The organism is Pseudomonas sp. NPDC087598, assembly GCF_044743525.1.
In the GTDB taxonomy this organism is placed as follows: domain Bacteria; phylum Pseudomonadota; class Gammaproteobacteria; order Pseudomonadales; family Pseudomonadaceae; genus Aquipseudomonas.
The window spans coordinates 29418-42754 of sequence record NZ_JBIUWQ010000056.1 but is presented as its reverse complement, the minus strand read 5'-3'; the positions used below and the strand labels follow the sequence as shown (position 1 = coordinate 42754).

The 13337-nt window shown below is 58.7% G+C and carries 8 protein-coding genes, 1 tRNA gene and 2 pseudogenes; all 11 read left to right on the top strand.

What is annotated here, in order from left to right; genetic code table 11:
• Positions 1–118 precede the first annotated feature (118 nt).
• Positions 119–370: pseudogene (locus ACIOWE_RS24145) on the top strand (sigma-70 family RNA polymerase sigma factor); the annotation flags it as partial.
• A gap of 126 nt (positions 371–496) precedes the next feature.
• Positions 497–4243 (top strand): bifunctional diguanylate cyclase/phosphodiesterase, encoded by a 3747-nt coding sequence (locus ACIOWE_RS24140; RefSeq protein ID WP_401396682.1) that lies wholly within the window; start codon positions 497–499, stop codon positions 4241–4243.
• A 15-nt stretch (positions 4244–4258) separates the two neighbouring features.
• A tRNA-Ile gene (locus ACIOWE_RS24135) sits at positions 4259–4335 on the top strand.
• 381 nt (positions 4336–4716) lie between these two features.
• On the top strand, positions 4717–5283 hold the full coding sequence (locus ACIOWE_RS24130) for a PBECR2 nuclease fold domain-containing protein (RefSeq protein ID WP_401396679.1): 567 nt from the start codon (positions 4717–4719) through the stop codon (positions 5281–5283).
• A gap of 297 nt (positions 5284–5580) precedes the next feature.
• Positions 5581–6042: an Lrp/AsnC family transcriptional regulator gene (locus ACIOWE_RS24125; RefSeq protein WP_007910086.1), complete on the top strand. Its 462-nt coding sequence runs from the start codon at positions 5581–5583 to the stop codon at positions 6040–6042.
• 221 nt (positions 6043–6263) lie between these two features.
• On the top strand, positions 6264–7946 hold the full coding sequence (locus ACIOWE_RS24120) for a flavin monoamine oxidase family protein (protein ID WP_401396676.1): 1683 nt from the start codon (positions 6264–6266) through the stop codon (positions 7944–7946).
• Between the two features lie 12 nt (positions 7947–7958).
• On the top strand, positions 7959–8753 hold the full coding sequence (locus tag ACIOWE_RS24115; RefSeq protein WP_401396673.1) for a carbon-nitrogen hydrolase family protein: 795 nt from the start codon (positions 7959–7961) through the stop codon (positions 8751–8753).
• Positions 8754–8791: 38 nt separating this feature from the next.
• Positions 8792–11209, top strand: a complete 2418-nt coding sequence (gene pqqF / locus ACIOWE_RS24110; RefSeq protein ID WP_401396670.1) for a pyrroloquinoline quinone biosynthesis protein PqqF — start codon at positions 8792–8794, stop codon at positions 11207–11209.
• Positions 11210–11368: 159 nt separating this feature from the next.
• Positions 11369–11443, top strand: coding sequence for a pyrroloquinoline quinone precursor peptide PqqA (gene pqqA / locus ACIOWE_RS24105; RefSeq protein WP_003422658.1), 75 nt, complete (start codon positions 11369–11371; stop codon positions 11441–11443).
• Between the two features lie 81 nt (positions 11444–11524).
• The gene (pqqB, locus tag ACIOWE_RS24100) at positions 11525–12436 is read left to right on the top strand and encodes a pyrroloquinoline quinone biosynthesis protein PqqB (RefSeq protein ID WP_401396667.1); all 912 of its coding nucleotides are present in this window, start codon (positions 11525–11527) and stop codon (positions 12434–12436) included.
• A 140-nt stretch (positions 12437–12576) separates the two neighbouring features.
• Positions 12577–13257 (top strand): annotated as a pseudogene (gene pqqC / locus ACIOWE_RS24095) (pyrroloquinoline-quinone synthase PqqC); the annotation flags it as partial.
• Positions 13258–13337 lie beyond the last annotated feature (80 nt).

Genomic DNA, 13337 nt, shown 5'->3' with positions numbered 1-13337 from the left:
TGTTTTTGTGCGTGTTTTTCCGGGGTTTTTTTTTTTTTTTTTTTTTGGGGTCTTTTTTGTTTTTTTTTTCCATCACCCCTTTGGTGTTCAATAATCCAAACACTCCCCAAGCCCGCCGCCAATCGATGTCGCCACTGTTGAGAGCCTGAAAGAAGCGACTCGCGAAGTGCTGTCCGGCCTCACTGCCCGTGAAGCCAAAGTACTGCGCATGCGTTTCGGTATCGACATGAACACCGACCATACGCTCGAAGAAGTGGGCAAACAGTTTGACGTAACGCGTGAGCGGATCCGTCAGATCGAAGCCAAGGCGCTGCGCAAGTTGCGCCACCCGACGCGAAGCGAGCATTTGCGCTCCTTCCTCGACGAGTGATACCAGAACCCCCGGCCCAGGCCGGGGGTTTTGTTTATATGGCAGATTAAATTCCTCGCAACGCCCCTCCCCCGCATACCCCGTCTACACTCGAAACAATCATCCCCGAGCCATAACGAGAGCGTTATGCCCAGACTGGCGTCCGTGCTTTTTTTGCTGTCACTGATGATCTGGACCGCAACGGCTGACGCGCTGACTCTGACCGATGAAGAACGTAGCTGGCTAGCGGCTCATCCGGACTTGCGTCTGGGTGTTGACGCGTCGTGGCCGCCCTTCGAGTTTCGCGACGATCAGGCGCGTTATCAGGGGCTCGCGGCGGACTATATCGACGTGATTCGCCAACGGCTGGCGATCAAACTCACACCCATCGAGCCGGTGAGCTGGACGGTGGTGCTGGAGCAGGTCAAAGCAGGCAAGATCGACCTGCTGCCGGGCATCATGTCCACCCCGGAGCGCCAGAGCTACCTGTCATTCACCCGTCCCTATCTGGACTTTCCGATCGTCATTCTGGCCCACGTCGGTGGCGCCCAACCGCGCAAACTCGAAGATCTGTACGGTCTGAAAATCGCCGTGGTGGAAAACTACGCGCCGCACGAACTCCTGCGCACGCACCACCCAGATCTGAATCTGGTTGCCATGCCCAACGTCAGCTCGGCACTGCAGGCGCTCGCAACCGACGAAGTGGACGCTGTGGTCGGCGACCTCGCCTCCAGCGTCTGGAGCCTACGCCAGCTCAAGCTCGATGGCCTGTATGTCAGCGGTGAAACGCCTTACCGCTATCAATTGGCAATGGGCGTGCCGCGCGAAAACAAAATGCTGGTCGGAATTCTGGACAAAGTCCTGGCCGACATGAGCCCAGACGAAATCAGCAGCATCCAGGAACACTGGGTGGGCAATGTCCTCGATCATCGGACATTGTGGTCAGATCTGTTGATCTACGGCCTGCCCGGCCTGCTCCTGCTGATGATTATTCTGGCAGTGGTCATTCGCATCAACCGACGCTTGAGTTCCGAGATTGCCCGACGTATCGACCTCGAACAGGAACTGCGCAGCAGCGAGTATCACTACCGCGGCCTGGTAGAGAGCCTGTCGGCCATCGCCTGGGAGGCGCGGATGAGCGACTTCACCTACAGCTATGTCTCGCCTCATGCTGAAGACTTGCTCGGTTATCCACTGTCGCATTGGCTGATTCCGGGGTTCTGGCGCAACATCATCCATCCAGCCGACCTGACCCGCGCCCAAAGCTTCTGCGACCACGAAGTGCTGGCCGGACGCGATCATAGCCTCGATTACCGGGTGATCACCGCCGATGGTCGCTGCTTGTGGGTACGCGATATCGTCAGCTTGATCGAGCACGGCCATGAACCGGTGATGCGCGGGTTGATGATCGACATCAGCGAAACCAAGCGTACCGAAGAAGCGTTGCGGCTGTCGGAGCAGAAATTCGCCTCGGTCTTCCAGCAATGCCCGGACATTCTGGTGATCGCGCGGCTGTCCGACGGCTGCCTGCTGGAGGTCAACGAAGCCTTCGAGGAACAGATCGGACTGAAAGCCGAAGAGGTCATCGGCCAAACCGCCACCGAGCTGAACATCTGGGGCATTCCCGGCGTGGGTCCGGGCCTGTTGCAGCGTTTGCAGGCCGGCAGCATCCGTAACCTGGAGATGCCCTTTCGCCGCAACAACGGTCAGGTGTTTACCGGCCTGATCTCCGCCGAACCTTTCGACCTCGACACCACGCCAGCGCTGGTGGTGGTAGTGCGCGACATCACTCAACTCAAGGAAACCCAACAGCAACTGCAAACCTCGGAAGAGAAGTTTGCCAAGGCGTTTCATGCCTCGCCGGACGGTCTGCTGCTGTCGCGCCAGAGCGACGGTTTGCTGCTGGAGGTCAACGAAGGCTTCAGCCGCATCACCGGGTTCAACAGTGCCATGTCGGTTGATCGCTCGGCGCTAGACCTGGGGATCTGGGTCAACCTCAACGAACGCAAACAGATGCTCGACCTGCTGCACCGTGACGGCTTCGTCCGTGATTTCAGCTGCCATATCCGCCGTAGCGACGGGCAGATCCGCCTCTGCGAAGTATCCGCCCGACCGCTACCGATCGGCGACGAAGACTGCATGCTGACCATCGCCCGCGACATCACCGAACGTCATCTGATGCAGGAAAAGCTGCAACAGGCCGCGACGGTATTCGAGAGCACGGCCGAAGGCGTATTGATCACCGATACCCAGCAGCACATCAGCGCCGTCAACCGTGCTTTCACCGAGATCACCGGTTACACGGAAAGCGAAGCCCTAGGCCACACCCCGCGCCTGCTAGCCTCCGGCCTGCACGACAGCGCGTTTTATGCGGCGATGTGGCACCAGTTGACCGACGAAGGTCACTGGCAAGGCGAGATTTCCAACCGACGCAAGAACGGCGAGTTGTACCCGAGCTGGCTGACCATCAGCGCCGTGCGCAACCGCGACAAGTTCATCACCCACTTTGTCGCCGTATTTGCCGACATCTCCAGCCTCAAGCACGCCCAGGCCAAACTCGATTATCAGGCTCACCACGACCCGCTCACGGGCCTGCCCAACCGGACGCTATTCGAAAGCCGCTTGTTGATGGCGCTGAACAGTCAGCAGGAAAACGGCAGTCAGGGTGCCGTGCTGTTTCTCGACCTCGATCGCTTCAAACACATCAACGACAGCCTTGGTCATCCGGTCGGCGACCTGCTGCTCAAAGGCATTGCGGTGCGCCTGAAAGAACAACTGCGCGACATCGACACCGTCGCCCGCCTCGGCGGCGATGAGTTCATCATTCTGTTGCCCGGCCTGCAGCAGGCCAGCGACGCCGATAACATCGCGCTGAAACTGCTCAATTGCTTCGGCGCGCCCTTCCAGGCCGGCGAACACGAATTTTTCATCAGTGCCAGCATCGGCACCAGCCTCTACCCGCGCGACGGCTGCGACGTGGCAACTTTGGTAAAAAACGCCGACGCGGCGATGTACCGCTCCAAAGCCAAGGGCCGCAACCGGGTCGAAAGCTACACCCGCGACCTCACCGCTCAAGCCATTGAACGCGTGGCACTGGAGCACGAACTGCGTCGAGCCATCGAGCGTGATGAACTGTTCCTCTACTATCAACCGAAAATCAGCCTCGACGATCACAGTCTGGTCGGCGCCGAAGCACTGATCCGCTGGCGGCATCCGACCTTTGGCGAGGTGCCACCGGAGCACTTCATTCCACTGGCCGAAGAAAACGGCATGATCCTGCAGATCGGCGACTGGGTGCTGGAGACCGCGTGCCGACAAATGTTCGAGTGGAGTCAGGTCTACGACAGCCTTGGGCCGCTGTCCGTCAACCTCGCAGGCGCGCAACTGCGTCAGCCGAACCTGCTCGGACGTATCGAGCAACTACTCAAGGAAAACCGCCTGAGGCCCGATTTACTGCAACTGGAAATTACCGAGAATTTCATCATGAGTCAGGCCGAAGAGGCGCTGGCGGTGCTGCATCAACTCAAACACCTCGGTGTACAACTGGCAATCGACGACTTCGGTACGGGCTATTCCTCACTCAGTTACCTCAAGCGCTTGCCATTGGACATCCTCAAAATCGACCAGTCTTTCGTCCGCGGACTGCCCGACGACCCCCACGACGCGGCCATTGTGCGCGCCATCATCGCGCTGGGCCGGAGCATGCAATTCACCGTGATTGCCGAAGGCGTGGAAACCCAGGCGCAACAGCAATTCCTCGCCGCCGAAGGCTGCGAACAGATCCAAGGCTACATCGTCAGCCTGCCGCTACCGCCGGAAGAGTTCGCGGCAACGTTTCTTCGTGTAACCGTATCGGATTATTCGGATAGCACAGCCGAGAAACCATCGCTATAATCCGCGGCCTACTGAGGGCCTATAGCTCAGTTGGTTAGAGCAGAGGACTCATAATCCTTTGGTCCACGGTTCAAGTCCGTGTGGGCCCACCAAATTGAAAGCCGCGCGAAATGCGCGGCTTTTTCTTGCATGAGTTTTGGTCTTTTCAACCTGAGCGAGTCCGAAACTGCCTATTCTGCAAAGCTGGCAACCAGTGCCCTCCCTCCATCTACTCCTCCAAGCAATCTCTCTCTTCCACGCCAACACTGACGTACCAATTGGCGATGTCTGGAATCGCAAACGCGATCAAACAAAAATTGCGCGGACCTTTTAGCCGGTTATCTTCTCCACCTGCGCGAGCACATTGTTAGGAATACAACCGCAAGGTCTGTAGGAATGTTCCGAACCTATGTTTTCTCCCCTTATCCTACCTTGTTGACCGTTTCTGCGGACGAGGAATCTCCGGACGCTACCGCCCGTCCAGGATTGCTTTTATGCTCGTGAACGCTGCGCCACAGATAAAGGAAGCAGCCGATCAACCAACCTGGATCGACCTTGCTTTACCTGATCTGAGAACGTTATCGAGAGAACTTCGGTCAGCCGCAATCGAAGAGGTAAAGAGGGCTGACGACGCAGAAGGAGCGCTGAGAATTCTCTTGGCTTACTTTGGATTCATCGACGAGTCCGTCATGGCGGTTACTATCCTCACGCCCATTGGAAACATTGCGGTCATGAGAGACAAACTGGCGCACATCGTCGAGAAACGCCCAGACTCCCGCGAACGCTATGTTCAACATGCCATTGATACGCTCATCGGGCCTTTCGAAGTATGGAAAGTCCTTTACGATAACGGCGGATACCGAATGGCATTCATCAACGCTTATGAGGCAAAAAATGACATGCTTGTCGTGGTCGATGTGCGAAACGGACACGTCCTCTGGAACTTCATGCACGCTCCAGCGAGAGCGATGAACAAGCATCGCCAAGGCGAACTTTTGTACCAGCGGTACATTCTTGAAGACAAAGAAAAGGGCAGTCATTTGGCTGCCCTTGATGTTTGAATCCTGATATTTGCATCCTCAGGAAATGGGATGAAGAGGTCTCACCTTACACCGATGTTGCAGCATCGCTGAGGTACCTACGTCTGCTAATGCCCTGCAAGGCAACAGATTTCGCGCTCTTGTTGGCATTCTTGGCAAAGAAGGCTGGCAAGTCAAATCAATTGTCAGATCTTTTGTTTCAACAATAAAACAGGTCGGCACTCAGGTGACACGATTCGATTATCCCCCCCCCAAGCGCCTCGCCGATTGAGCCTGTAACATGCCCGCCTAATGATCCGCGCCCAATGGAGCCGCCCCTTGCCAGACATCCGCCCGCCCGTGCTTGATGAAATCGACCGCCAGCTAATCGCAGCCCTGCAAATCAACGCCCGCGAAAGCGTGGCCATGCTCGCCCGGCAATTGGGCATTGCGCGCACCACGGTGACTTCGCGGTTGGCCCGGCTGGAAAAGGCCAAAGTCATCACCGGTTATGGCGTTCGTCTGGGTCAGCGAGTGGTCGATGGCGGGTTGCAGGCGTATGTCGGAATCAAAGTTCAGCCGCGCTCCGGCAAAGAGGTTTTGCGCCGTTTGAGCGCGATGGCGCAGGTGCAGCAACTGTGTGCGGTGAGTGGCGAATTTGATTATGTGGCGTGGTTGCGCACGGACTCGCCGGAGCAGCTGGATCAGTTGCTGGATCAGATTGGCAGCGTGGATGGGGTGGAGAAGACCACGACTTCGATCATTTTGAGCAGCAAGATTGATCGGGGGCAGCCGGTTTGAAGTTTTGATCGATCATCCTGGGTGATTACAGGGCTCTTCGCGAGCAGGCTCGCTCCCACACTTTGATCAATATGCAGTCACTAATCGTCATATTGATCAGATAATTAGCAAAACGACGACACTTTGCGTCTTATTAACGTGTTCTACGCTCCCTAGAATGGCTGGCATCTTTTCCTATACTCAGACGCGCATTCCGCGTCGGATCGCCAGTAAGGTCAGACATGAACAAGAACAATCGCCATCCTGCAGACGGTAAGAAACCAGTCACCATTTTCGGCCCGGACTTTCCGTTCGCTTTTGACGACTGGATCGAACACCCGGCGGGCCTCGGCAGCATTCCTGAACACCATCACGGCGCTGAAGTGGCGATTGTCGGCGCCGGCATCGCCGGTCTGGTCGCCGCTTACGAGTTGATGAAGCTTGGCCTGAAACCGGTGGTTTACGAGGCCTCCAAGCTGGGCGGTCGTCTGCGCTCGCAGGCGTTCAACGGCACTGATGGCATCGTCGCCGAACTCGGTGGCATGCGTTTCCCGGTGTCATCCACCGCGTTCTATCACTACGTCGACAAGCTCGGGCTTGAGACCAAACCTTTCCCGAACCCGCTGACGCCAGCCTCCGGCAGCACGGTGATCGACCTGGAAGGGAAAACCCATTACGCACAGAAACTGGCGGATCTTCCTGCGCTGTTCCAGGAAGTGGCTGACGCCTGGGCGGATGCGCTGGAGGCCGGTTCGCAGTTCTCCGACATCCAGCAAGCGATTCGCGACCGTGACGTGCCACGCCTCAAAGAGCTGTGGAACACCTTGGTGCCGCTGTGGGACGACCGCACGTTCTACGACTTCGTCGCCACCTCGGAAGCCTTCGCCAAACTGTCGTTCCATCACCGCGAAGTGTTCGGTCAGGTCGGTTTCGGTACCGGCGGCTGGGACTCGGACTTCCCCAACTCGATGCTGGAAATCTTCCGCGTGGTGATGACCAATTGCGACGATCACCAGCACCTCGTAGTCGGCGGTGTCGAGCAAGTCCCACAAGGCATCTGGCGCCATGTACCTGAACGCTGCGTGCACTGGCCTGAAGGCACCAGCCTGAAATCTCTGCACCGTGGTGCGCCGCGTTCCGGCGTGAAGAAAATCGCCCACGCGCCGGATGGCCGCTTCGCCGTCACCGACAACAACGGCGACACCCGCGAATACGCTGCTGTCCTGACCACTTGCCAGAGCTGGCTGCTGACCACCCAGATCGAATGCGACGAAACTCTGTTCTCGCAGAAGATGTGGATGGCGCTCGACCGGACCCGCTACATGCAGTCGTCGAAAACCTTCGTGATGGTCGACCGGCCATTCTGGAAGGACAAGGACCCGGAAACCGGTCGCGACCTGATGAGCATGACCCTCACCGACCGCCTGACCCGTGGCACTTACCTGTTCGACAACGGCGACGACAAGCCGGGCGTGATCTGCCTGTCGTACTCGTGGATGAGCGACGCGTTGAAGATGCTGCCGCACCCGGTGGAAAAACGCGTTGAACTGGCGCTGAATGCGTTGAAAAAAATCTACCCGAAAGTCGACATCGCCGCGCGGATCATCGGCGATCCGATCACCGTGTCGTGGGAAGCCGATCCGTATTTCCTCGGCGCATTCAAGGGTGCCTTGCCCGGCCACTACCGCTACAACCAGCGCATGTACGCGCACTTCATGCAGGACGATATGCCGGCCGAGCAGCGCGGGATTTTCATCGCCGGCGACGACGTGTCGTGGACCCCGGCGTGGGTCGAAGGCGCGGTGCAGACTTCGCTCAACGCGGTGTGGGGGATCATGAAACACTTCGGCGGTTCTACACATAAAGCGAACCCGGGCCCGGGTGATGTGTTCAAAGACATCGGCCCTATCGCCCTGCCCGAGTAAGAGGAATCCCTGATGCGTGTAGCCCTTTACCAATGTCCACCGCTGCCACTGGACCCCGCCGCCAACCTGCAACGCCTGCATCAACTGGCGATGGAGGCCAAGGGCGCTGACCTGCTGGTGCTGCCAGAGATGTTCATGACCGGCTACAACATCGGCGCCGAAGCGGTCAGCACATTGGCCGAGGTCTACAACGGCGAATGGGCGCAGCAAATCGGCCGGATCGCCAAGGCTGCCGGCCTGGCGATCCTTTACGGCTATCCCGAGCGCACCGCCGACGGACAGATTTACAACGCCGTGCAGTTGATCGACTCGAACGGCGAGCGCCTGTGCAATTACCGCAAGACGCATCTGTTCGGCGATCTCGATCGGTCGATGTTCAGCCCCGGCGAAGGCGACTTTCCGGTGGTTGAACTGAACGGCTGGAAGCTCGGGTTCCTGATCTGCTACGACCTCGAGTTTCCGGAAAATGCCCGTCGTCTTGCCCTTGATGGCGCGGAGCTGATTCTGGTGCCAACGGCGAACATGATTCCGTTCGATTTCATCGCCGATGTATCGGTGCGCGCCCGCGCCTTCGAAAACCAGTGCTACGTGGCCTACGCCAACTACTGCGGCCACGAAGGCGACATTCACTATTGCGGGCAAAGCAGCATCGCGGCACCGGACGGCAGCCGTATCGCTCAGGCCGGTCTCGATGAAGCGCTGATCGTCGGTGAGCTGGATCGCCAGTTGATGGTCGACTCCCGCGCCGCCAATCGCTACCTCAGCGACCGTCGCCCTGAGCTTTACGACGCGCTGAACAAGCGCTAATCCGCTAGCATTGGCACTTCACTGTTCTGGAAGTGCCCATGCCTGCGCCGACTCACCCCCGCCCCCACACCGAAACCCTGGCCAATGGCTTGCGCGTGACCTTGCGTCACGTGCCCGGCCTGAAGCGCAGCGCCGCCGCGTTGCGCGTGGCTGCCGGTAGCCACGACGTGCCGCTGGCGTGGCCGGGGCTGGCGCATTTCCTTGAGCATTTGTTGTTTCTCGGCACCGAACGTTTTCCTGCAAGTGAAGGGCTGATGGCCTACGTGCAAGGGCATGGCGGGCAGGTAAATGCCAGCACTCGAGAGCGCACCACCGACTTTTTCTTTGAGCTGCCGACACACTCGTTCAGCGCGGGGTTGGAGCGTCTGTCAGACATGCTTACCCATCCGCGTATGAATCCGGATGATCAATTGCGGGAAAGGGAAGTGTTGCAGGCGGAATTTGTCGCTTGGTCGCAGGATCCTGCGGCGCAGCAGGCGTTTGCGCTGTACGAGGGTTTGCCGGAAAACCATCCGTTACGCGGCTTTCATGCCGGGAACCGCGACACACTGCAAGTCGAGCAGCCGGCGTTTCAGCAGGCGCTGCAAGACTTCCATCAGCAGTTTTATCGCAGCGGACAAATGAACCTGAGCCTGGCCGGCCCGCAGAGCACTGAGGAATTGCGCGCACTGGCGGAGCAGTTCGCAGCAAAGCTGCCGGCTGGGGGTAAAGTTGCCCAGGCCGAGACATTGCCGCTAGGCGTGAAAAGTTATCAACAGGCCGGCGAACGGCGTTGCCATCTGCTGTTTGCCTTCGACTCGTTGCCAGTCTCGTCTGCTGAAGCCTTGGGGTTTCTTTGCCATTGGTTGAACAATGCCAAACCTGGCGGCTTGCTCGCACATCTGCAGCAACAAAACCTCGCAGATGACTTGAAAGCCGCTCCGCTTTATCACTTCGCCGGACAGGCATTGCTGCACCTTCAATTCACTGCCCCCCGCGAAGCCATAGGCATCATTCGCGAACAACTGCTGGACTGGCTGAGCTTCTTCGCCAAGCAGAAGAACTGGGCAGCGTTGCGCGAGGAATACGCCAATCTGCTTGAGCGTCAGCAACAAATCAGCACAGCACTGCAACTGGCGCGCCTCGACAGCGAACAACTCGACAGCGGTCTGTCAGAAAACGCCGTCGTTGCGTTGGAACAAGTGCTGCGCGAAATCGGCGTTGTGGATAACTTCAGCAACCACTGGCATCTGCCGGCAGCCAACCCTTTCCTGCATTCCAGCGAACCATTGGCCAACGCCGGGTTAATTCGCGGCCAGACCAGCGCCCACCGTGGCTTGCGCACGTTTGCCCAGGATCGTTCGCGCGGCCGTCGCGAGCGTTCGCCGATGCAGTTCAGCCAGGCGCTGCCGGACACCGGAGATCAAGGCGCGATTTATCTGCGCTGGCAACTGCAAGCCGCAGCCAGTGCCGATCTGCAAGGCAAGCTACAGCGCAGCCTGCGGCAAACTCAGGAAGACTCGCGTCAGGCCGGGGTCGAGTTGTCGTTCAGTGCCACCGGCACTCAATGGCTGCTGAAACTGACCGGCCTGCAAGAGCCGATGCCAGGTGTCCTGGAGCATGCACTGAAAGATCTGACGCAGGTTGACGCCAATTCTGCCAGCGCGGAGCCAGAAGCGTCGTTGATACCGATCCGTCAATTGCTCAAGGCGTTGCCGGAGCGCTGCCTGCCAGCGGCCGCCGAGTCGGACGACGCCAACCACCTGTGGACAACTTCGCGCTGGGACGGACAGGCACTGGGCCTCAGCACGCAGACTCAATCCGCAATGGGCCTGGCCCTGAGCCGCATCCCCGGCACACCGGACAATCAACTGCCGGCAACGCCTGGGATCAATGCTCTACATCTGTGGAGCCACATCGATACCGGCTCCAGTGAACACGCCCTGCTGCTGTTCTGTCCTACCGCAAGTCGCGAGATATCCGACGAGGCGGCGTGGCGCCTGCTCGCACAGCTGTGTCAGACGCCGTTCTATCAGCGCCTGCGGGTCGAATTGCAGTTGGGGTATGCGGTATTCAGCGCCCTGCGGCAGATTCACGGCCAGAGCGGACTGATGTTTGGCGTGCAGTCGCCGAACACTGCACCGGCTCAGTTGCTCGGTCACATCCAGCAGTTCCTCGACAGCGTTCCTGCGCTGATCGAAAACCTCGATGATCGCAGTTTCAACCAGCTACGCCAGTCACTCGCGGCGCAATTCGACGAGAGCAATCTGTCCGCCAAAGACGCCGCTGAACTGCTCTGGCAGGCAAAGCTTGCTGGCCACTCGTCGGATTACCTGACGCAATTGGGCACCGCTATCGGACAACTGGATCGCCCGGCCGTGCTGGCCACCGCACATCGCCTGAACAACGCAGAAGGCGGCTTGCGCTGCCTCGCCAGTGACGTGATGCCGGATTCATCGTGGCAAGCGGCAGAATGATCATTACTCAGGCTGCAAGGAGCTTTCTCAAAGATTCACGGGCAATACTGGTGAAATTTTGAGTAACATAGCAGCCTAACTATTTGGAACATCTTTGCGCTGCCGTGGACTATACCTATGGATAGCGCTATCTCACCCACCTGAAGAAGGAGTCACCTTATGTCCTGGACAAAACCGGCTTACACCGACCTGCGTATCGGCTTCGAAGTCACCATGTACTTCGCCAGCCGCTGAGTTCTGCCTCGTCAGAATTGCAGTGCAACGCCTCGGCTCGCCGAGGCGTTTTATTTTCAGCGTTGAAAGATTGGAGCGTTCATGTTCGTCCAGATTCTGGGTTCGGCCGCCGGTGGCGGTTTTCCGCAGTGGAATTGCAACTGCGTCAATTGCGCAGGTTTTCGCGACGGCAGCCTGAATGCCAAGGCCCGCACCCAATCGTCCATCGCCATTTCCGATGACGGCGTGAACTGGGTGCTCTGCAACGCCTCGCCGGACATCCGCGCGCAACTGCAAAGCTTCGCCCCGATGCAACCGGGCCGGGCTCTGCGCGACACCGGTATCAGCGCGATCATTCTGATGGACAGCCAGATCGACCACACCACCGGCCTGCTCAGCCTGCGTGAAGGCTGCCCGCATCAGGTCTGGTGCACGGACATGGTTCACGAAGATCTCAGCACCGGTTTCCCGCTGTTCAAGATGCTCACCCACTGGAACGGCGGGTTGAACTGGAACCGCATTGAACTCGACCAGAGTTTCACCGTGGCGGCGTGCCCGAACCTGCGTTTCACGCCGCTGCCGTTGCGCAGCGCTGCACCGCCCTACTCGCCGCACCGTTTCGACCCGCATCCGGGCGACAACATCGGCCTGATCGTCGAAGACCTGAAGACTGGTGGCAAGCTGTTCTACGCACCGGGTCTGGGCAAGGTCGACGCGCCGCTACTGGAAATCATGGCTGGCAGTGATTGCCTGCTGGTCGACGGCACGATGTGGGATGACGATGAGATGCAGCGCCGTGGCGTCGGTACTCGTACCGGTCGCGAAATGGGCCATCTGGCGCAGAACGGCCCCGGCGGCATGCTCGAAGTGCTGGAACAGCTTCCCGAGCAGCGCAAGGTGCTTATCCACATCAACAACACCAATCCGATTCTCGATGAAGATTCGCCGGAGCGTGCAGAGCTGGCCCGACGTGATGTTGAAGTGGCGTTCGATGGCATGAGTATTGTGCTGTAAGCATTTGAGACCGCTGCGCGGTCTATCGCGAGCAGGCTCATTCCTACATTGGAATGCGATCACCTGTAGGAGTGAGCCTGCTCGCGATAAGGCCGGCACAGACACCAGAGATTTCTAGGGTTGTTCCCCGGAGAACCGCAATGACCGACCAAGTAATGTCCCCCGCCGAATTCGAAGCGGCCCTGCGCGCCAAAGGCGCCTATTACCACATCTACCACCCGTACCATGTGGCGATGTACGAAGGTCGCGCCAGCCGCGAGCAGATTCAGGGCTGGGTCGCCAACCGCTTCTACTATCAGGTGAACATCCCCCTGAAAGACGCGGCGATCCTCGCCAACTGCCCGGATCGCGAAATTCGTCGCGAGTGGATTCAGCGCTTGCTCGACCACGACGGCGCTCCCGGTGAAGACGGTGGTATCGAAGCCTGGCTGCGTCTCGGCCAGGCCGTCGGCCTCGATCCGGATCAGCTGCGCTCCCAGGAACTGGTGCTGCCCGGCGTGCGTTTCGCCGTTGATGCCTACGTCAACTTCGCCCGTCGCGCCAGTTGGCAGGAAGCCGCCAGCAGCTCATTGACCGAACTGTTCGCGCCGCAGATCCACCAATCGCGCCTCGACAGTTGGCCGCAGCATTACCCGTGGATCGACCCGGCTGGTTACGAATACTTCCGCACCCGCCTCGGGCAGGCGCGCCGCGATGTCGAGCATGGTCTGGCGATCACGCTTGAGCATTACAAGACCCGCGAAGGCCAGGAGCGCATGCTGGAAATTCTCCAGTTCAAACTGGACATTCTTTGGAGCATGCTCGATGCCATGAGCATGGCCTAGTGATATGAATCCCCGACATCGACGATGTCTACGACTGCAAACCTTTTTATTTGTTTAAGTGGGTGGGGGAGGTAGGG

What these genes read in the sequence shown, in the direction of transcription:
- ACIOWE_RS24115 (WP_401396673.1), top strand. Translation starts at nt 7,959, where the DNA reads ATGCGTGTAGCCCTTTACCAATGTCCACCGCTGCCACTGGACCCCGCC.
- ACIOWE_RS24140 (WP_401396682.1), top strand. Translation starts at nt 497, where the DNA reads ATGCCCAGACTGGCGTCCGTGCTTTTTTTGCTGTCACTGATGATCTGG.
- ACIOWE_RS24120 (WP_401396676.1), top strand. Translation starts at nt 6,264, where the DNA reads ATGAACAAGAACAATCGCCATCCTGCAGACGGTAAGAAACCAGTCACC.
- ACIOWE_RS24130 (WP_401396679.1), top strand. Translation starts at nt 4,717, where the DNA reads ATGCTCGTGAACGCTGCGCCACAGATAAAGGAAGCAGCCGATCAACCA.
- pqqB (WP_401396667.1), top strand. Translation starts at nt 11,525, where the DNA reads ATGTTCGTCCAGATTCTGGGTTCGGCCGCCGGTGGCGGTTTTCCGCAG.
- pqqF (WP_401396670.1), top strand. Translation starts at nt 8,792, where the DNA reads ATGCCTGCGCCGACTCACCCCCGCCCCCACACCGAAACCCTGGCCAAT.